The sequence below is a fragment of the Nonomuraea sp. NPDC049655 genome (assembly GCF_044465465.1).
Lineage (GTDB): Bacteria > Actinomycetota > Actinomycetes > Streptosporangiales > Streptosporangiaceae > Nonomuraea.
In genome coordinates this window covers 24232-43732 of the sequence record NZ_JBITLS010000029.1, presented here as the reverse complement: position 1 = coordinate 43732, position 19501 = coordinate 24232, and the positions used below count along the sequence as shown (strand labels likewise).

Below are 19501 nucleotides of genomic sequence, written 5' to 3'. Positions count from 1 at the left end.
AGGACGCCCCGATCGCACTCCACGTCGTGTCGATACCGGCGATCAGCAGCAGGGCGATCGTGCCCGCCACGTGCCCGGCCTCCAGCTTGTGGCCGTACAGCTCGGCCTCGACGAGGTACGTCGTGAGGTCGTCGCGCGGGTGCTGCACGTGGTCGCGGATCTGGTCCAGCAGGTAGTCGAAGAGCCGTCCCATGTTGGCGGTCCGCTGCTCGGGCGGCAGGTTGACGCCTTCCAGGGCGTTCTCGATGAACTCGCGGAAGCGCGGGCCGTCCTCGGGCGGGAAGCCCAGCATGTCGGCGATCACCCGCATCGGGATGTGCTGGGCGTAGTCGCGGGCGGCGTCCACGACGTCCTGGCCCTCCAGGGCGTCGATCAGCTCGTGGCACAGCGCCCGCGTCGACTCCTCCCGCCTGGCGACCGCCGTCTTGGTGAAGGCGGGCAGCAGCAGCTTGCGCGCGTCGTGGTGGAAGGGCGGGTCGGACGAGATCGGCGGCGTGCCGCCCACGGGCGCGCTCTCCCGCGGCGGCCGGAAGTTGCTCATGATGATCGAGCGTGAGGAGAACCGCTCGGTGTCGTAGGCGACGGCGGCGACGTCCTCGTAGCGGGTGGGCAGCCAGCCGCCGCCGAACCGGTCGGTGTGCGCGATCGGGCAGCGCCGCCGCAGGTCGTCCTGGATCGGGTACGGGTCGGCGGCCCATTCCGGCTCCAGGTGCGAGAAGTCGGTGGCCCAGTCCGAGACCGGGCCGGTGACGATCTCGCTGCGGGTGCCGAGCTCCTCGCCGTCGCCCGGCTCGCCGAAGTTCTTGACGAAGCGCTCGTCCACGCTCATGTCACGCCTCCCCGAGCAGGTCGATCGCCCGCTCCGGGCAGTTGGAGACGGCCAGCCGCGCCGTGCGCTCCTGGCCGGGCGGCACCTCGCCGTCGCCCAGGACCGTTCCGTAACCTTCGTCGTCCTCGCCGAACAGGTCGGGGGCGAGGTCGTAGCAGCGGCCATGTCCCTGGCAGCGCTCGGGGTCGATCTGTACTCTCACGGCGTTCCTTCGTGCGGTGGGGCGGGGGAGAGGGCGGCGACGACGCGGATGAGCAGCCTGGCCCACTCCTCCTCGTCCACCTGGTGGGGGTCGGGGGCGATGAGCGCGCTGCCCATCGCGAGCAGGAGGCAGAAATGGGCGATCGTCTCCGGTGACAGCGCGTGGTCCAGCTCGCCGCCGTCCTGGCCGGCGCGGATCAGGCCGGCCAGCCGGTGGGCGCGCTCGCCGACGTAGTCCCGCATGGGCAGGGCCACGTCCTCGTCGCGGCGGGCGGCGGCCAGCGCCTCGACGACGAGGTCGCCGCCGGCGTCCAGGGGGCGGGGGAGCCGGCGGCCGGCGGCGACGAGCAGGTCGGCGACCGGCCGGTCGGGGTCGTCGGCGAACAGGCCGTCCATCAGCCGCCGCCCGTGCGCGCCCAGCGCGGCCACGAGCAGGCCGGCCTTGGAGCCGAAGTGGGCGTACAGGGCGCCGTTGCTCACCCCGGCGGCGGCGGCGATGTCGGCGACGCGGGTGCCGTCGTAGCCGCGCCTGGCGAAGACGTCCGCGGCGGCGCGCAGCAGGCGTTCTCGCGTCTCGGCGGCGGTGACGCCGGCGATACGTCCCATGGACGAATTAAAAGATCGTTCATTTCATACGTCAAGAGCGGCCCCCTATCCCGTGATCGGCGCCTTCACCACCAGCACCTCCTCTCCCGCCGCGCCGCTCAGCCGGACCGACAGCTCCCACACCCCGGCCATCGGGAACAACTCGCCCTCGGCCACGTAACGGCCCGGCTGCCGCAGGTCGGCGACGATCTCCGGGGTGGCGTGGCCCATGCCGGGCATCACCGTGGACAGCGCCACCGTGTGCGGGTCGCCGGAGGTCACCCGCACCTCGGCCGTGACGCGGCCCGTCGTCGGCCTCGGGACCACGACGGTGACGGCGTACCGTTGGCCGGTGCTGGTGAGGGTGAGCGGGCCGGGCGCAGAGCCGCGCACGTACAGGAACACCGCCAGGGCCGCGGCCAGCAGGGCGGCGACGGCCAGGATCCGCCTCATCCGAGAGCCTCCGCGACCTCGACGGTGAAGGGCACGGTCACGATCCGGTCGGCGGCCGCGTACTGGGCCCAGGCCAGGTAGCGGCCCGGCGCCGGGAAGCTGAACGTGAAGCGCAGCCGGGGCGCGGGGGCGCCCATCTCGTGCACGTGGCCGAGGAACGCGCCGTCCTGGCTGCGCACGATCAGGTGCCCCGACATGCCGAGCCACTGCCGCGGGGTGACCCCGAGCCCCACCTCGATCGCCGCCGGACGCCCCGCGACCGGCACGGACGGCCGCACCACCGGCGTGCCCCCCGTCCCGGGCGGGACCGGCGGCGGAGCGGCCACCGCGGGCCCGGCGACCCGGAACTCGCCGTCGAGCAGCTGGCCGCCGGAGTCCTCGCGTTCCAGCTCCGCGTAGGCCAGGAACCGGCCCGGCCGGTCGGCGCGCAGCCGGACCTCCAGCCGTCCGGGCGCGGTGCGCAGCGGGTGCAGGTGCCGGAAGTAGGCGCCGTCCTCGCTGGTGACCACCAGGTGGGCGAGCGCCTCGTGGTGCAGGACGAGGTCGTCCACCGGATGCCCGGTCGAGCCGTCGGTGAGGTCGAGGCGCAGCGTGAACTCCTCGCCGGCCGCCGGACGCGCCGGGACGGTCGTCACCCGTCCCTGCGCGAAGGGCCGTCCGAGGGCCGTCGTGTTCACCGCCGGAGCGGCGCCCTCCGGCGGCGGGGGCGGCAGCGAGGGCTCGAACACGACGACCATCGCGGCCACCGTCACCGCGGCCGCCGCGCCACCGGCCAGCAGCATCGCCGGGGTCCTGCGCGACAGCGCCCCGGTGAGCAGGCCGCCCACCAGCAGCAGCCCGGCCACCAGCAGGCCGCCGTAGATCAGGAACTCGCCGGCGGAGCCGCGGTCCACCAGGACGCGGAACGGCAGCACGGCGACCTCGCCCCCCGCCGTCAGCCTGAGCTCGTGCGGCCCGGTGCGCTCGACCGTGATCTTGACGTACCGGGGGCCGGCGGACGGCTGCGCGGTGGCCGTCGCCTTGTGGCCGTCCTCGACCGAGCGCACCTCCAGGCCGATCGGCGGCCCGGTCGCCGGCTCGTAGGCGATCACGCCGATCAGCAGCGGCCCCGGCACCCGCGACGTGCCCTTGATCACGACCGTGAGCTCGGCGCCGGCGATGGTCTGGGCGAAGCGCAGGTCCGCCCCGGCCGTGACGTTGTGGGCCGCGGCCGGGGCGGCGCCCGCGAGCAGGAGTACGGCGACGAGACACAGGACCCGGAGCGGCCGGATCATGCCCGTCCGGCGTCGGCCGCGTCCGCGGGCAGCGCGTTCGGCAGGAACAGCGCCCCGAGCGCCAGGCCGATCAGCCCGGCCACCACCGGCGCGCCGGTCCACAGCTCGGGCACCGCGGGCAGCCCGCCCCCGGCCGCCGAGGCGATCACGATGTAGAGCGACCAGGTGACGAAGGCCGACAGCCCGGCGAAGGCCCAGTAGGCCCCCCGCCGCGCGCCGGACGGGCGCAGCAGGCGGATCAGCACGTCGCTGGCCAGGCCCGCGGCGACGAACGTGAGCAGGGTCGGCGCGTTCTCGAACGCCGTCTGCGCGCCGGGCATCAGGACGGCGATCGTGTACATGACGGTCACCGCGCCGAACGGCAGGTTCCAGCGCCGGGCCACCAGCAGCACCGGGGCCAGCAGGACGACGTTGCTGATGACCATGGAGGTGGCCAGATGCTCGGCGCCCGGCCCGTCCACGCTGGAGAACGCCTCGACGACGCGCGCGGACCGGTACTGCAGGGCGTCGCCGTACGACAGGAACAGCGACACCAGCGTGGCCGCGAACGCGAGTCCGGCCAGCGCCGGGAACAGCCGCCCGAGCGAGGGCCGGACGCCGACGTCGGGGGCGTTCCAGGCCGAGCGCAGCGGCGTGGTGATGATGAGCAGCATGGTCACGATCAGCCCCAGGTGCGACGGGCTGAACAGGATGTCGACGCTCGTCTCGATGCCGAGCACGGTGTGCCAGGTCATGTCGGCCAGCCCGAACAGCGCGAACGCCGGGATGGCGACCAGCCCGGCCAGATAACCCTGGGGAACGGCCGCGACCCCCTGCCGGCCGAGCCGCACGTTGCGGAACACCTGCCAGATGATCCAGCCGGACACCGCCGCGAACCCGGAGTAGAACGCCGCGTGCCACGGCGTGAAGAACGTCTCCAGGTCGCTGCGATTGGTGTGCGCCCAGGCGTCGATCATCAGTCCGACGCCGAACCAGACCCCCAGCAGCGCCGTGACGAGATCCGCCCGGAGCGGCACCCATCCGCGCGGCTCCCCAGAGTCCGCAAGTAATCGCCGTACGCCCGCGTTGGCCTCTGCCACTTCGCGTCTCCCTTCTTCCATGATCGAATACTTCCAGAAGCCGCGAAGTGGCGGGAAGCCCAAGATCACCATCGCCGAGCGGCCCGGGCCGACGCCCGTGGCCGCCAGTCTCGCCGACGGCCGCCGCGGGTGCGCGGCGGCCGGGGGATCACGCCGGAGCCGGGCGCTGCCCGGCCACCACCAGGTGCAGCCCGTGGGGCAGCGGCTCCGTGCGGGCGACGTGCAGCCCCGCGGCCCCCAGCAGGCTCTCGACCTCGGTCAGCGTGCGTTCCTGGCCGCCGCTGAACAGCGTGAGCATCTTCATGTCCAGCGCGACCGCCGACGTCGGCGAGCGGTGCGGGTCGTCGTCGAGGACGGCGTCCACGATCCACAGCTCGGCGCGGCCGTCCATCAGGGACGCGAGCCGCGCCAGCAGCTTGGCGGCCCGCTCGTCGGGGTAGTTGTGCAGGATGTTGCCCAGCAGGTACAGGGCCGCCCGGGGCAGCGGGTCGGTGAACATGTCGCCCTCGGCCACCGTGATGCCCGCCCGCCCGTCCAGGTGACGGCGGGCCTGGGCGGCCACCTCGGGCAGCTCGAACAGCACGCCGCGCAGCCGCGGGTGGGCCGCCAGGATCGTGGCCAGGACGATGCCGGTGCCGCCGCCGATGTCGGCGACCACGTCCACGCCCGTCACGTCCTGCTCGGCGAGCGCGCGGGCCACGGTGACGCTGCGGGTGGCCATGAACTCGTTGAACAGCGCGCCGGCCGCGGGCCGGGCCCCCAGCCAGGCGTAGGGGGAGTCCACCTGGTGCAGCTCCAGCGCGGCGGGCGCGCCCCTGGTGATCGTCCGGTGCAGCAGGTCGGCCGAGTCGCGCCACAGCTCCTCGCCCCACATCAGCGCGGCGGGGGCCAGCGAGTCGTCCCGGCCGCTGGTGAGCAGGTCGCCCTCGCCGGTGAGCAGGTAGCGGCCGCGGGCGTCCCGCTCGACCAGCCGCAGGTGCTCCAGCGCCCGCAGCAGGCGGCCGAGCAGCATCTCGTCCGGACGGCCGGCGCCGCCCGCGGAGATCTCGTCGGCCAGCTCGTGCACGGCGCACGGCCCGGCGGCCAGCAGGTCGAACACCGACAGCCGCAGCGCGGCCCGGACGGCGGCGTACAGGATGAAGTCGTCGATCAGGCGCAGCACCCGCGCCCGCTCCGGCGTCTCGCTCATGGGTTCCCCTTCCCCGACTCCCAGGCCGGCCGGACGATCATGTCTTCGGCCCGCAGCGGCGCGGGCAGGTAACCGAACCTCACCATGGTCTCCACCACCGACTGCAGCCCGTCGGGTTCCAGCGCGGCGGGGAACGTGCCGAGCGTGATGGTCGGCAGCACCTCGCGCGGGATCTTCGTGTACGTGCCCAGCACCCCGGTGACCAGGTTCCGGTCCCGGGCGTCGAGCTGGGCGTGCGCCATGGCCCGCTGGAACCCGGCGACCGCCCGGGGATGCGCGGCCGCGTACGAGGCGGTCGTGGCCCACCCCGCGATCGGCCACCCGGCGGGGACGTTCGCCATGGCGTCACCCAGCGACCGGCCGCCCTGCCGGCGGTAGGCGGTGATGAACGGCTCGGTCATCCACGCCACGTCCACCGCGTGCGCGGCCAGCGCGGCCGGCATGTCGGGCAGGGGGATCTCCTTGAACGCGACGTCGTCCGCGGAGACCCCGGCCGCGGCGAGCACGGTCTCGGCGCTCAGCGTGCCGACCGAGCGCAGCGTGGCCACCGCGACGCTCTTCTTCGCGCCGCCGGAGCGCCGCAGGTCGCGCGGGCTCCTGATCGGGCTGCCGGGCGCCACGAAGAGCTGGAACGCGCCGGGCGCGGCGTGGTAGGCGTCGGCGACCAGCTTCAGCCGCCCCGGCTCGCGCCGCTGCTGCAGGAACGCCGTCACGTAGTTGACCAGCCCGAACTCCAGGGCGCCGCCCTTCATCCGGTCGATCGCCGGGCCGCCGCCCTGCACGGTCACCGGCTCGGCCGACAACCCCTCGGCCGCGAAGTAGCCGCGGTCGCGGGCGAGGTAGACCAGCGCGCTGTCGGGGATCGGAATGACGCCGATCCGGATCTTCTCCGGCGGCGCCCCGGAACCGGTCGGCCGCGGGCCGCCGGGCGCGGCCCCGCCGCAGGCCGCGAGCAGGACGGCGAGCAGGGCGGCGAGCAGGAACAGCAGTAGGGGACGTAATCGTCGCACGGTTCTCCCTTCGAGGTCCGCCGCCGGCCCTCGCTCCCGCTGGCGGCCCGGACACAGGTCGGAACCAACGCCCTTGAGTGCACCATCGGGAGGCCCGCCTTGCAACGCCCGGTCAGAACGGGATGGCCGCCGTGTCAGATGCGCGCCCGCTGTCGACCCCGGTTCCGGCCGGGACGGGGTGAGCGTCGTCCTTCGCGGTCCGGACGGATGAGAAGATCGAGAGTGCTCCGAATCGCAGAAGCAGTACTCGCGAGGTTACCGGCGCCGCTGCAGGCGCTCGTGCTGAGGCACCGTGAACTGCTGAAGTTCGCGGTGGTCGGCGGAGCGACGTTCGTGGTGGACAACGCGGTGTTCTACGGGCTGAAGCTGACCGTCCTGCAACCGAAGCCGGTGACCGCGAAGATCATCGCGGTGCTCGTGGCGACGATCGTGTCCTACGTGCTCAACCGCGAGTGGTCGTTCCGGCTCAGGGGCGGTCGCGAGCGCCGCCACGAGGCGGGGCTGTTCTTCCTGGTCAGCGGCATCGGCCTGGTGCTCAGCTCGGCGCCGCTGTGGGTCTCCCGTTACGTGTTCCGCCTGGAGGCCCCCGACGTGGGCCTGGCGGCCCAGGAGATCGCCGACTTCGTGAGCGCGCAGCTCGTCGGCACGGTGATCGCCATGGTCTTCCGCTTCTGGGCGCTGCGGAAGTGGGTCTTCCCCGACGAGAAGACCCACCCCGTCGGCGTGCGGCCGGCTGCCCTGCCCCGGTACCACGGACGGCGCACCCTGCCGGTGGCCAAGCGCAAGCCCCGCAGGTCCGGCGTCCGGCAGGGGCAGCGGTAGGCAGGGTCAGCGGTAGGCGGCGGCCTGGAGGGTGTAGAGGTCGGCGTAGAGGCCGTTGAGCGCCATGAGCGTCTGATGGTCGCCCTGCTCGGTGACCTTGCCGTGGTCGAGGACGTAGATCCGGTCGGCGTAGCGCACGCTGGCCAGGCGGTGGGTGATGAGCAGCACCGTGCGGCCCTCGGAGTGGTCGCGGATGCGCTCGAACAGGGCGTGCTCGGCGCGGGCGTCGAGGGCCGCCGTGGGCTCGTCGCAGATGAGCAGGTCGGCGTCCCGGTAGAACCCCCGGGCCACCGCGATGCGCTGCCACTGGCCGCCGGACAGCTCGCAGCCGTCCTTGAAACGGCGGTCGAGCAGCGTGCGGTAGCCGAGGGGCAGGCCCGCGACCACCTCGTCGGCCCCCGCGACCGAGGCCGCCGCGACCAGGGCGGGCTCGCCCTTGTCGGCGCCCATGGTGATGTTGTAGCGGGCGGTGAGCGGCCAGCGGGTGTGGTCCTGGGCGATGACGGCCGTGCGCAGGCGCAGGTCGTCGGGGGGCACGTCGGCCAGGTCGACGTCGTCCCAGGAGACGGTGCCGGTGTCGGGCTCGTACAGGCCGGACAGGATCTTGGCCAGGGTGGTCTTGCCGGAGCCGTTCTCGCCCACGAACGCGATGACCTCGCCGCGCTTGATCTCGACCGTCACCCCGTGCAGCGCCGGCTGGTCGGCGCCCGGGTAGGTGAACGTCACGTCGTCGGCCACGATGCGCTCGAACCCCTCGGGCACGGCCGCCGAGCGGGCTGTGGGCACGCGGCGCTCGGCGTCGGCGCAGAACTGGAGGAAGTCGGTGAAGTAGAGGCCGTCCTCGTAGAGGCGGTTGGTGGCGTACAGGAGGTTGGCCAGCGAGGACTGGCCGGTCCTGATGGCCAGCACCGCGGTGCCCGCGACCGCGAGCGGGATCGCCGCCACCGCCAGCAGCACGCCCAGCGCGACGTAGACCAGGGCGGTGCCGAGACCGCCCAGTGCCTCGCCGACCAGGCCGGCCAGGGTCTGGCGTCTGGCCAGGGCGAGCAGCACGTCCTGCTCGGCCCTGGCGACGGCGTCGTACATGCGCAGCAGGAAGCCGCGCATGGTGAACGAGCGCACCTCGGCGGCGGGCTCGCGGTCGGCCAGCAGCTCGGCGATGATCCACTTGCGGCGGCGGGCGGGGATGAGGGAGTACATCGTCGAGTAGCGCATACGGGCGCCGCGCACGGTGGCCCACGCGTCGGGCAGCACGGCCAGCAGCAGCAACGGCAGCAGCACCGGATGGAGCACGCCCAGCACGCCGGCCGCCGCCGCGATGCCGACGGCGGCGGTGACGACGTTGATGGCCGAGCTGACCACCGCGCCGGCCACGCTGACGCCGCGCATGTTGGCGCGTTCGAGGCTGTCGTGGAACTCCGGGTCGTCGTAGGCGACCAGCTCCACCTGGCTGGTCAGGCCGTAGAGGCGTTCCTCGGTGTGGCGGGAGATCTGCGGGGTCAGGCGTGACTGCGCCCAGCCCGCGCCGGCCTGCACCACCGTGCGCAGCACGGCGGCCACGCCCACCAGGACGAGGCTGGGCAGGGCGGCCAGCACGCGGTCGGGGGTCGGGCCCTCGCTGAACAGGGCGCTCAGCACGCCGGTGGTGGCCAGCAGGCCGAAGGCGGTGAAGACGCCGCCGAGGAGGTTGAGCGCGATGGTGGCCACGGTGTCGCGGGGGCCGGCCCGCCAGGACATGCTCATCGCCTGCGTCACGAGCGAGGGCAGGCGCCTGGCGATGGTCAGGAAGCCGACCTCGGCCATCTTGTCGTTGTGGGCGTACCAGTCGGAGACGGTGATCTCACCGAGTTCCAGAGGCTCATCGGGCATGCGCTGAGTGTGCGGGCGGGCACCGACGGTTTCCGTCGCCTCGCGCTCCGGAGTGACAGGACGGTGGCCCGTGCGCCACCGGCCTGTCCACGGCCCGCCAGGCAAAGACGCGCGGGCGGCGGCGTGTCCCGGTCGCCCCGGCGGGCGCGGGCACGATTTCATGTCCCCCGGTCACTCCACGTAACCAGAACGACACAGGGGACGGAATGCGAAGAATCACGGGGTTCGCGGTCGCGTGCGCGGTCGCCATGAGCGTCACCCAGCCCGCCTGGGCGGCCCCGCGGGAGGAGGTCCGCATCACCCGGTATCTCGGGGAGCAGCGGCTGCCGTACCTGATGCAGTTCGACGGCACCACCGTCGGCGGGGTGTCGGGCATCGACCGCGACCCGCGCACCGGCGCCTGGTACCTGATCTCCGACGACCGCTGGCGCTACGGTCCCGCCCGCTTCTACACCGCCCGCCTGGACATCGACCGGGACTCGGGCGCGTTCACCGGCATCAGCCTGACCGGGGTCACCACGCTGACCAGGCAGGACGGCACCCCCTACCCCGGCTACGGCAAGCCCGGCTCGGCCGACCCCGAGTCCATCAGGTACGACCGCTGGTCCGGTCGCCTGCTGTGGGGCGACGAGGGCGACCGCCCCGACGCCGGCCACCCCGACCTGCCGCTGGCCGCCTCCGGCGTGCGCGCCGCCGACCTCCAGGGCCGGCACCAGGGGGACCTGCGCCTGCCGGGCAACCTGCGCCTGACCACCACCGAGCACGGCCCGCGGCGCAACGCCGGTTTCGAGGGCCTGGCTGTCACCGCCCGCCGGATCACGGCGATGACCGAGGGCCCCCGGTACGAGGACGGCGAGCCGTCCACGGTCCGGCACGGCGCGCCCGCCCGGCTCACCGTGTGGGACCGGCGGGGCGTCCCGCGCGGCCAGTTCGTCTACCCGCTCGACGCGCTCCCGGCCGCGCCGGTGCCGCCCACCGGGGAGTCCGACAGCGGGGTCTCGGAGATCCTGCCCATCGACGACCACCGCTACCTGGCCCTGGAGCGTTCCTGGATCGAGGGCGTCGACTACAAGGTCAAGCTGTACGAGATCGACCTGACGGGCGCGACCAACGTGCTGAGCCAGGACGACCTGAGCGCGGGGTACCGGCCGGTGAGCAAGCGGCTGGTCTACGACCTGGGCGACTTCCGGCCGCCGGTGCAGAACCTGGAGGCCATGTCGTGGGGGCCGCGGCTGGCCAGTGGGGAGTGCACGCTGGTGATCGGCTCGGACGACAACTTCAGCAGGAACGAGGTCAGCCAGTTCACGGCCTTCGCCGCCACGGGCTGCCCCTGACGCCCCGCCGCCGGCCCGGGACCGCGTAGGCGGGCCCGCCCCGCGGCCGGTCCGGCCCCCCGCGCCCGCGGGGCCGGTCCGGCCCCCCCGCGCCCGCGGGGCCGGGCCGGACCGAGGGTGGCGGATATATGCGAATTGGAATATTTTCCCGGGAAAGCATCATGGCTACGCTCGACAGCCATGACTCTCCTGAAGCCCGCACGCCGGGCGGCCGCCGCTCTGGCGCTCGCGTTCGCCGCCGGGTTGACCGCGGCCGTCCCCGCGCACGCGCGCGAGGCGGCCCCGCCGTCCGCCGGCACCGTCCTGCGCGGGCTGGACCTCGACCGCGCCACCGTGCTCGACCTGCAACGCGCCATGGACCACGGCCGCTTCGACGCGGTGACGCTGACCCGTTTCTACCTCGACCGCATCCGCGCGGTGGACCCGCTGCTGCACGCGGTCGTCCAGACCAACCCCGGCGCGCTGGGCGAGGCCGAGCACAGCGACCGGCGTCGCCGCCGGGGCGCGCACGGGCCGCTGGAAGGCGTCCCGGTCCTGCTCAAGGACAACATCGACACCGCAGCGCCGCTGCGCACCACCGCCGGCTCGCAGGCGCTGCTCGGCGCCCGGCCGGCCGCGGAGGCGTTCCTCGTCCAGCGGTTGCGGGCGGCCGGCGCGGTGATCCTGGGCAAGGCCAACCTGTCGGAATGGGCGAACTTCCGCTCCAGCCCGTCCTCCAGCGGGTGGAGCGCGATCGGCGGGCAGACCAACAACCCCTACGTCCTCGACCGCAACCCCTGCGGGTCGAGCAGCGGCTCGGCGGTCGCCGCCGCCGCCACCCTGGCCGCCGTCACCATCGGCACCGAGACCGACGGCTCGATCGTCTGCCCGGCCGGGATCAACGGCGTGGTCGGCATCAAGCCCACGATCGGGCTGGTCAGCCGGGCCGGCGTGGTGCCGATCTCGGCCCGGCAGGACACCGCGGGGCCGATCACCAGGAACCTCACCGACGCCGCCGCCGTGCTCTCGGCCATCCAGGGGCCGGACCCGCGCGACCCCGCGACCGTCCCGGGCGGCGGCCGCGACTACCTCAAGGCCCTGCGTCCCGGCGCGCTGAACGGCGCCCGCGTCGGCGTGTGGCGCTCGGTCGCGGGCGACAACCAGGAGGTGCGCGCCGCCCTGGACGCCACCGTCGCCACGCTCAAGGCCCGCGGCGCGACCGTGGTGGACGTCGAGCTGGAGGGCATGGACCAGGCCGGCGAGGCCGAGTTCCCGGCGCTGCTGACCGAGTTCAAGCACGACCTGAACGCCTACCTGGCCGCCACCCCCGGACGGCACCCCGCCGACCTGGCCGGGCTGATCGACTTCAACCGGCGGCACGCCGGGACCGAGCTGCGGTACTTCGGCCAGGAGGTCTTCGAGCAGGCGCAGGCCACCACCGGCGACCTGGACGACCCCGCCTACCGCGCCCTCCGCGACCAGGCCACCACGCTGGCCCGCCGCGCGATCGACTCGGCGCTGGCCGCCGGCCGCCTGGACGCGCTGCTCGCCCCCACCAACCACGCGGCCTGGCTGACCGACCTGACCAAGGGCGACGACTTCACCGGCTTCGTCTCCTCCTCCGCGCCCTCGGCGATCTCCGGCTACCCGGCGGTCACCGTCCCGGCCGGGTACGCCAGGGGCGTCCTGCCGCTCGGCGTCACGTTCTTCGGCGGGCGGTTCTCCGAGCCGTCCCTGATCGCCCTCGGATACGCCTTCGAGCAGGCCGCTCAGGTCCGCAAGCCGCCGGCGTACCTGCGCACCCTGCCCTGAGCGGCCCGGCGGCGGGCTACGGTAGGGGCGACGGTCACGACGGGAAGGAGGCGAGGTGCGCACCAGGCTGCCCGCCGCGCTGCTTCTCGTCCTGTCGTGGCTGCTCCCCGCGACGGGCCATGCCGAGGTCGCCGCCCAGGTCGCCGCCCCGGCCGTCACGCAGGCCGTCACGCAGGTCACGGCGATCCAGGCGGCGGCCGACCCGCCCGCCGTCGCCCAGCTGGGCTCCACCCCGCCGCCGCCTCCGCTCGCGCAGGTCAGGCAGGCGGGGCACGACCAGGCCGGCCCTGGCGGGCAGGCGCTGCCCGCCGCGGCCCCGGCCCGGTCGCTGCACGTCTGGTCGGCCGTCGTCCGGCGGCCCGCCGTCCGTGCCGCCGCCGACCGGCCCGGGGGCGCGGCGGCGGCCCGCGCGCCTCCCTCCACGGTGCTCTGAAGATCCCTCTTCCGCACACCTGAGCCTGTGGAGGCCTCATGTCACGTGCGCCCATGTGGCGCGCGCTGGCGGCGTTCGCCGTCATCGCGACCTCGATCATCCTGTCCCTCACCGCCACGCCACGCCTCGGCCTCGACCTGCGCGGCGGTACCCAGCTCGTCTTCGAGGCCAGAGACTCCCCGACGGTCACGGCCGACTCCTCGGCCACCGACCGCGCCCTCGACGTGCTCCGCCGCCGGGCGGACGCGCTGGGGGTCGTCGATCCCACCCTGGCCCGCTCCGGCGAGAAGCGGATCATCGTCGAGCTGCCCGGCGTGCTCGACCCGAGCAAGGCGGCCGAGGTCATCGGCCGCACCGCCCAGCTCGCCTTCCACCCGGTCACCGGCCCCGGCAAGGCCGGGGACGCCACCGCGCTGCCCGACGAGAGCGGCAGCCCGCTCGCGCTCGGCCCGGCGGCGATCAGCGGCGACGGCGTCAGCGACGCCACCGAGCGCAGCGACCCGCAGCGCGGGCCCGGCTGGTCGGTCACGGTCGACTTCCGCGACGCCGACGCCTGGCAGCGGATGACCGGCGCGGCCGCCTGCCAGCCGGCGGGCGACCCGAAGCGGCGCGTCGCCATCGTGCTCGACAAGAAGATCATCTCGTCGCCGCAGCTCGACCCGTCCGTGCCCTGCGGCGCCGGCATCCCCGGCGGCAACACCGAGATCACCGGGTCCTTCACCCACGAGGAGGCCCGCGACCTGGCCGTGCTGATCAAGGGCGGCGCGCTGCCCGTGCCGCTCGACCTGGTCGAGCAGCGGACGGTCGGCCCCACACTGGGCGCCGACGCCATCGAGGCCAGCGTCAAGGCCGCGATCGCCGGGCTGGTGCTGACCGCCCTGTTCATCATCGTGATCTACCGCCTGTCCGGCCTGCTCGCCGCCATCGCGCTCACCTGCTACGGCCTGATCTCCTACGCCGCGCTGGTCGCGATGGGCGCGACGTTCACGCTGCCCGGCCTGGCCGGGTTCGTGCTGGCCATCGGCATGGCGGTCGACGCCAACGTGCTCGTCTTCGAGCGCGCCAGGGAGGAGTACGGCCTGGCCCCGGCCCGCGGGCTCGCCCCGGCACTGAACCGGGGGTTCAAGAACGCCTGGAGCGCCATCGCCGACTCCAACGTCACCACGCTCATCGCCGCCGCGCTGCTGTTCGGGCTGGCCTCCGGGCCGGTCAAGGGGTTCGGCGTGACGCTGGCGATCGGCGTGCTGGCCTCGCTGGTGTCGGCCATGCTGATCACCCGCGTGCTCACCCAGGCCGTCATCGGCCGGATCGGGCCGCGCCTGTCGGGCCTGGGCTCACCGGGCGCGGTCCGGACGTGGCTGGCCCGCCGGAACCCCCAGCTCATGAAGGCCAGGAAGCTGTGGCTGGCGGTCGCGGGCGGCCTGGTCGTCGCGGCGCTGGCCGGGCTGTTCACCCGCGGCCTGGACTTCGGGGTCGAGTTCACCGGCGGCCGGCTCGTGGAGTTCGGCACGTCCAGGGCGGTCGACGCCGACACGGCCCGGCGGCTCGTGAGCGAGGCCGGCTATCCGGGCGCGGTCGTGCAGGCCGCCGCCGACGGCGTGACCGTGCGCGCGGGGCAGCTCGACCCGGCCAAGGTCCAGGCCGCGCTGGAGGGGCAGGGCGGCGAGGTGAGCAAGGTGCGCGACGAGTTCATCGGCCCCACGCTGGGCGAGGAGCTGCGCCGCAACGCCGTCATCGCGCTCGGCGTGGCCGTGGCGGCGCAGTTGCTCTACCTGGCGGTGCGCTTCCGGTGGACGTTCGGCACGGCGACCGTGCTGGCGCTGCTGGTGGACCTGGCCGTGGTGATCGGGTTGTTCGCCTGGCTCGGCAAGCCGGTGGACGGCGTGTTCCTCGCCGCGATGCTGACCGTGGTCGGCTACTCCGTCAACGACAAGGTGGTGGTGTTCGACCGGGTGCGCGAGCTGTGGGCCGCCCGCCGCACCGCGCCGCTGGCCGAGGCGGTGAACACGGCGATCCTGCAGACCGTGCCGCGGACCGTCAACACCGGGCTCGGCGCGCTCTTCGTGCTGGTCGCGCTGGCCGTCTTCGGCGGCGACTCGCTGCGTGACTTCGCGATCGCGCTGGTCACCGGCATCGTCGTGGGCACGCTGACGTCGTCGTTCGTGGCCGGCCCCGCGGCCATCGGCCTGGCCCGGTACGACCGCCGTCCGGCCCCCCAGCCGCCCGCGCCCAAGGCCGCCCGGCGGCCGCGCGAGGGCTCGGGAGCCGTGTTGTGACCGGCGCCGCGGGCCCGCCTCGCGCGGGCGGGCCCGCGGCGTCGCGGGTCAGAGCCGGGCGAGCCAGTCCAGGAGGATGGCGTTGACCTCGTCCGGGCGTTCCTGCTGGATCCAGTGGCCGCAGTCGTCCAGGAGCCGGGAGGAGACCAGGCCGGGCAGGGTGGTGGGGAAGGCGTCGATCGCGGCGGAGAGCCACCGGGTCGTGTCGTCCTGCGCGCCGCCGACGAACAGCGAGGGCTGGACGATCGGCGCGCCGTCGTGGGGCGCGAGGTCTTCCCAGTCGCGGTCCATGTTGCGGTAGCGGTTCAGCGCGCCGGCCAGGCCGGTGCGCTCGAACTCGGCGGCGTAGAAGTCGAGGTCGGTCTCGCTCAGCCAGCCGGGCAGCGTGCCGCCGGCCGGGAACCGGTCGCGCAGCCTGCCGCCCGGGGCCACGAACAGCGGGTGGGGCGCGTCCGGGCCCGGCATGGTCCCGGCGGACAGGGCCGCGTACACGCCCGCCAGCCAGCCCCGGACGTCCGGCTCGATCTCGGCCTCGGCCCGGCCGGGCGTCTGGAAGTAGCTGACGTAGAACTCGTCCGTCCCGCCCATGGCGGCGAACGCCTCGGTGGGACGCGGCCCGCCGCGCGGCGTGTACGGCACGCTGAGCATGGCGACCGCGCGGAAGACGTCCGGCCTGAGCAGGGCGCTGTGGGCGGCGATCCCGGAGCCCCAGTCGTGGCCGACGATCACCGCGCTCCGCTCGCCCAGCGCCCGCACCACCGCCACGCCGTCCTCGACCAGCTCGGTCATCCGGTACGCGGCCACGTCCGCCGGCTTGGACGAGCGGCCGTAGCCGCGCACGTCCACCGCCACCGCCCGGTACCCGGCGGCGGCCAGCGCCGGGAGCTGGTGCCGCCAGGAGTACCAGGACTCGGGGAAGCCGTGCACCAGCAGCACCAGCGGCCCCTGCCCCGCCTCCACGAGATGGACCCGGCCGGCGGGGGAGGGCACCAGGCGGTGGACGCCCTCGGCGACCGGGGTGAGCTGCGACATCGTTCCTCCACGCATATGTGTCCTGGCCTGTCACCAGGATCATGCGCGGCCCGTGCCGCGGCGCGCGAACTCCGTTGCCGTTTCGGCAAACCCTGCGTTAAAGGTCGGTGGCGATGATCTTCTCGATGTTCCGCTCGGCCAGCGCCGTGATGGTGACGAACGGGTTCACCGTGGTGTTGCCGGGGATCAGCGAGCCGTCGATGACGTACAGGCCGGGGTAGCCGGTCAGGCGGCCGTAGTTGTCGGTGGCCCGGTTCAGCACCGCGCCGCCGAGCGGGTGGTAGGTGAGGTGGTCGCCCCAGATCTTGTACACGCCGAACAGGTCGGTGCGGTAGATCGTCCCCTCCTTGGCGTTGATCTTGTCGAAGATCGTTTTCGCCATGTCGATGGACGTCTGCTTCCAGGCGGTCTGCCAGCTCAGGTCCACCTTGCCGGTCGCGGCGTTCCAGGAGAACTGCGCGCGGCGCGGGGTGTTGGTGATCGACAGGTAGAAGGAGGCGTACGTCTCGATCCCGGTCGGCAGCGGCGCCACCTCGGCGAACGCGCCGCCGGCCGTCCAGTTGTCGATGCCCGCGCAGGGGATGGCCGACTGCAGCTTGCCGGTCGGGTCCCACAGGTGGTTGGCCCGGCCGCACATGACGTTGCCGTTGTCGCCCCAGCCCTTGCCGACCTCGTCGTCCAGACCCGGCAGCGCGCCGGTGGCCTTCAGCCTGACCAGCAGCTTGCTCGTGCCGACGCTGCCCGCGGCGAAGAACACCCGGGCGGCCGTGACGGTCTTGGCGGCGGTGACCGAGCCGTCGGTGGCGAGCTGGTCGATCCGGACGGTGTAGCCGCCGCCCGCCGCCGGGGCGACCGAGGTGACCTGGTGCAGCGGCGAGATCGTCACCCTGCCGGTCGCGCGGGCCCGCGCCAGGTAGGTCTTCTGCAGGGACTTCTTGCCGTGGTTGTTGCCGTAGAGGATCTCGCCGGCCAGCGCCGACTGGGTGGCCGTGCCGGCCGCCTCCTGCTTCATGTAGTCCCAGTCGTACACGTCGGGGACGAAGGTGAACGGGAAGCCGGAGCGCTGGGCGTGCTTGCGGCCCACGCGGGCGTACTGGTAGCACGCGGTGGTGTCGAACCAGGCCGGATCCACCAGGCCGACGCCGAGGCCGGAGTTGGCGCGCGGGTAGTAGACGCCGTACATCTCGTCGGCGTCCACCGACGGGAGCACGGCGGCGAAGTTCTCCCGCTTGGGCGTGACGGCCATGCCGCCGTTGACCAGCGAGCCGCCGCCGACCCCGCGGCCCTGGTAGACCGTGATGCCGGCGAACTCCTCGGCGTCCAGGATGCCGGTGTAGCGGGGGATGTCCCGGTCGATGGGGAAGCCGAGGAAGTAGTTGAGCGGCGCCTTGGTCCTGGTGCGCAGCCAGTACGAGCGATAGTCGGGCTCGCGCGTGTTGCAGAAGATCTTGCCGTCCGAGCCGGGCGTGTCCCAGGCCATGCCCATCTCGATCATGTGCACCTCGACGCCCGCCTGGGCCAGGCGCAGGGCGGCCACCGAGCCGCCGTACCCGGTGCCGATCACCAGGACGGGCACGCGGGCGCCGTCGGCGATCGGCCCGTCGGCGGCAGCGGTGGCGACGGCGGCGGCGCGGCCGGGCAGTGCGGCGGCGCCCAGGAGGGAGGCGGTTCCGGCGATGAAGGTGCGGCGGCTGGTGTTCATGTCACGTGCCCTCGCTCGGTCGGTCTGACGCGGACTCGGTCGGTCTGACGGAGGGTGCCGGGCCGCCGGTCAGCATGCAGGCCGTGTCCAGGCCCAGCACGTGGTTGAGCCGGCCGAAGGCCCACCAGGAACCGATGCTCATGCTCAGTTCCACGATCTCGTTCTGGCTGTAGTGCTCGGTCATCCGGGACCAGAACTCCTCGTCGAGCCCGTGGTGGTCCAGGGCGTAGCGCTCGGCGTACTCGGCGGCGAGCCGGGTGCGCGCGTCGAAGGCGTCCGTGGCGCGCCAGTCCGCGACCGCGTCGGCGAAGCCGTCCTCGACCTTGACGCCGTCGCGCTCGGTGCGCCAGTCGAGGCAGAAGACGCAGCCGTTGATCTGCGCGATCCGCAGCCGGGCCGCCTCGAACTCGCGCAGGCCCAGCGTGGTGTGGGCGTAGACGGCCATGGAGAACTTCGAGGCGGCGGTCCCGATGCCGGGGACCAGCTCGCCCCAGACGTACGCGATCGGGTCCTTGCCGCCGGGAACGTCGACGATCACGGGTTCTTCCTTCCGAGCCGGCCGGACGCGGGGCGCAGTGGGACGTCGAGCGCGTCGTACAGGCCGGGCGGGGCGGTGGCGAGCCAGTCGATGGCGTTCACCAGCCGGCCCGCCGCGGTGGCGTTCCCGCCCGCCGAACGGCTGCCGCCCTCGTCGGTGGCCTCGATCGTGACCTCGATGCGCGGGCGGCCCTCGACGATCACCCGGTGGGCGCCGTCGCCGCCGTCCGGGGGGAGCGGCCAGTCGGGGGCGCAGGCGGGGTGGATGCGGGTGACGTGCTCGATCACGATGCGCGGCTCGCCCTCGACGACGCCCTGCACCTCGAACCGCACCGCGCCCTGGGTGCCGGCCTCGAAGTCGCCCATGCCGGCGGTGGTGACCGTGCGGTCGAGCGCACGCCGCTCGACGACCTCGCGGATCTCCTCCAGCGTGATGCCGAGGGCCCGCGCCATCAGCCGTACCTGCCCGCCCCACACCATGGACGGGACGGTCGGCGCGATCATCGGCGGCTCGTAGTCCATGGGCTGGCCCATGCCGACCATGTACCGGACCGCGTCCGGGCGGTCGTAGCCGGAGTAGTCGAAGATCTCCTGGCAGCGGATGGCGTCCACGACCGAGCCGAGGCCGCTGAGCAGCAGGGGCAGCAGGTCGTTGCCCCAGCCGGGGTCGATGCCGGAGGCGAACAGCGAGCCGCCGCCCTCGGCGACGGCGGCCAGCACCTGGTCCCGCAGCTCGGGCGGCGCGCCGCGGTGGTCGTAGAGGGCGTACAGGGAGGGCGTGACGACGACGGCGCCGGCCCGGACGGCCCGCAGGACGTCGGCCAGGGCGTCGTCGGGGCGCAGGTCGCCGGAGGCGGCGTACACGACGGCCCTCGGGCGGGCGGCCAGGACGGCGGCGGCGTCGTCCGTGGCGGTGACGCCGAGGTCGCGGCCGAGTCCGGCGAGCTGTCCGGCGTCGCGGCCGGCCTTGTCGGGGGAGTGCACGACGACGGCGGCGAGACTGAGGTCGGGATGGGCCTCCACGGCCCTGATGGCGGCGCGGCCGACGTTGCCGGTACCCCACACCACGGTGGACGTCATGGGCG

General features: G+C 73.9%; 18 protein-coding genes. 5 read left to right on the top strand and 13 right to left on the bottom strand.

Annotated elements, in window-relative coordinates:
- The 8 genes from ACIBQ6_RS50175 to ACIBQ6_RS50140 form a co-directional block, all read right to left on the bottom strand.
- A partial coding sequence (locus ACIBQ6_RS50175; RefSeq protein ID WP_397219563.1) for a cytochrome P450 occupies positions 1-829 on the bottom strand: 829 nt, incomplete at its 3' end.
- A 1-nt stretch (position 830) separates the two neighbouring features.
- Positions 831-1031 carry a ferredoxin gene (locus tag ACIBQ6_RS50170; protein WP_352354927.1) on the bottom strand — a complete coding sequence of 67 codons (201 nt, stop codon included), beginning with the start codon at positions 1029-1031 and terminating at the stop codon, positions 831-833.
- Positions 1028-1636: a TetR/AcrR family transcriptional regulator gene (locus ACIBQ6_RS50165; RefSeq protein ID WP_397219562.1), complete on the bottom strand. Its 609-nt coding sequence runs from the start codon at positions 1634-1636 to the stop codon at positions 1028-1030. The genes ACIBQ6_RS50170 and ACIBQ6_RS50165 overlap by 4 nt, the downstream gene beginning before the upstream one ends.
- A gap of 45 nt (positions 1637-1681) precedes the next feature.
- The gene (locus tag ACIBQ6_RS50160; RefSeq protein ID WP_397219561.1) at positions 1682-2068 is read right to left on the bottom strand and encodes a FixH family protein; all 387 of its coding nucleotides are present in this window, start codon (positions 2066-2068) and stop codon (positions 1682-1684) included.
- Positions 2065-3342 carry a hypothetical protein gene (locus ACIBQ6_RS50155; protein WP_397219560.1) on the bottom strand — a complete coding sequence of 426 codons (1278 nt, stop codon included), beginning with the start codon at positions 3340-3342 and terminating at the stop codon, positions 2065-2067. Before ACIBQ6_RS50155 ends, ACIBQ6_RS50160 begins: the two co-directional genes overlap by 4 nt.
- Positions 3339-4421, bottom strand: a complete 1083-nt coding sequence (locus tag ACIBQ6_RS50150; protein ID WP_397219559.1) for a hypothetical protein — start codon at positions 4419-4421, stop codon at positions 3339-3341. Before ACIBQ6_RS50150 ends, ACIBQ6_RS50155 begins: the two co-directional genes overlap by 4 nt.
- 148 nt (positions 4422-4569) lie before the next feature.
- Positions 4570-5610, bottom strand: coding sequence for a methyltransferase (locus ACIBQ6_RS50145; protein WP_358302620.1), 1041 nt, complete (start codon positions 5608-5610; stop codon positions 4570-4572).
- Complete coding sequence (locus ACIBQ6_RS50140; RefSeq protein WP_397219558.1) at positions 5607-6620, bottom strand: ABC transporter substrate-binding protein; 1014 nt, start codon at positions 6618-6620, stop codon at positions 5607-5609. The genes ACIBQ6_RS50145 and ACIBQ6_RS50140 overlap by 4 nt, the downstream gene beginning before the upstream one ends.
- A gap of 279 nt (positions 6621-6899) precedes the next feature.
- Between ACIBQ6_RS50140 and ACIBQ6_RS50135 the strand changes: the two genes are divergently transcribed.
- Positions 6900-7442, top strand: coding sequence for a GtrA family protein (locus ACIBQ6_RS50135; protein WP_358302626.1), 543 nt, complete (start codon positions 6900-6902; stop codon positions 7440-7442).
- A gap of 6 nt (positions 7443-7448) precedes the next feature.
- Here the strand turns inward: ACIBQ6_RS50135 and ACIBQ6_RS50130 are convergent, their stop codons facing one another.
- The gene (locus tag ACIBQ6_RS50130; protein ID WP_397219557.1) at positions 7449-9311 is read right to left on the bottom strand and encodes an ABC transporter ATP-binding protein; all 1863 of its coding nucleotides are present in this window, start codon (positions 9309-9311) and stop codon (positions 7449-7451) included.
- Between the two features lie 206 nt (positions 9312-9517).
- On the opposite strand from ACIBQ6_RS50130, the gene ACIBQ6_RS50125 reads away from it, so the two are divergent.
- From ACIBQ6_RS50125 to secD, 4 genes are all read left to right on the top strand, one after another.
- The gene (locus ACIBQ6_RS50125; protein ID WP_397219556.1) at positions 9518-10645 is read left to right on the top strand and encodes an esterase-like activity of phytase family protein; all 1128 of its coding nucleotides are present in this window, start codon (positions 9518-9520) and stop codon (positions 10643-10645) included.
- A 180-nt stretch (positions 10646-10825) separates the two neighbouring features.
- Positions 10826-12436, top strand: a complete 1611-nt coding sequence (locus ACIBQ6_RS50120; protein WP_397219555.1) for an amidase — start codon at positions 10826-10828, stop codon at positions 12434-12436.
- A 55-nt stretch (positions 12437-12491) separates the two neighbouring features.
- A complete protein-coding gene (locus ACIBQ6_RS50115; protein ID WP_397219554.1) occupies positions 12492-12869 on the top strand; it encodes a hypothetical protein in 378 nt (125 codons plus the stop codon).
- Positions 12870-12907: 38 nt separating this feature from the next.
- A complete protein-coding gene (gene secD, locus ACIBQ6_RS50110) occupies positions 12908-15145 on the top strand; it encodes a protein translocase subunit SecD (protein WP_397219553.1) in 2238 nt (745 codons plus the stop codon).
- Between the two features lie 48 nt (positions 15146-15193).
- Here the strand turns inward: secD and ACIBQ6_RS50105 are convergent, their stop codons facing one another.
- From ACIBQ6_RS50105 to ACIBQ6_RS50090, 4 genes are all read right to left on the bottom strand, one after another.
- On the bottom strand, positions 15194-16177 hold the full coding sequence (locus ACIBQ6_RS50105) for an alpha/beta fold hydrolase (RefSeq protein ID WP_397219552.1): 984 nt from the start codon (positions 16175-16177) through the stop codon (positions 15194-15196).
- A 97-nt stretch (positions 16178-16274) separates the two neighbouring features.
- Entirely contained in the window at positions 16275-17879 is a 1605-nt protein-coding gene (locus ACIBQ6_RS50100) for a GMC oxidoreductase (RefSeq protein ID WP_358302647.1), read from the bottom strand.
- Between the two features lies 1 nt (position 17880).
- Positions 17881-18417: a carboxymuconolactone decarboxylase family protein gene (locus ACIBQ6_RS50095; RefSeq protein WP_352325308.1), complete on the bottom strand. Its 537-nt coding sequence runs from the start codon at positions 18415-18417 to the stop codon at positions 17881-17883.
- Positions 18414-19496 (bottom strand): dihydrodipicolinate reductase, encoded by a 1083-nt coding sequence (locus ACIBQ6_RS50090; RefSeq protein ID WP_397219551.1) that lies wholly within the window; start codon positions 19494-19496, stop codon positions 18414-18416. Before ACIBQ6_RS50090 ends, ACIBQ6_RS50095 begins: the two co-directional genes overlap by 4 nt.
- Positions 19497-19501: the final 5 nt, after the last annotated feature.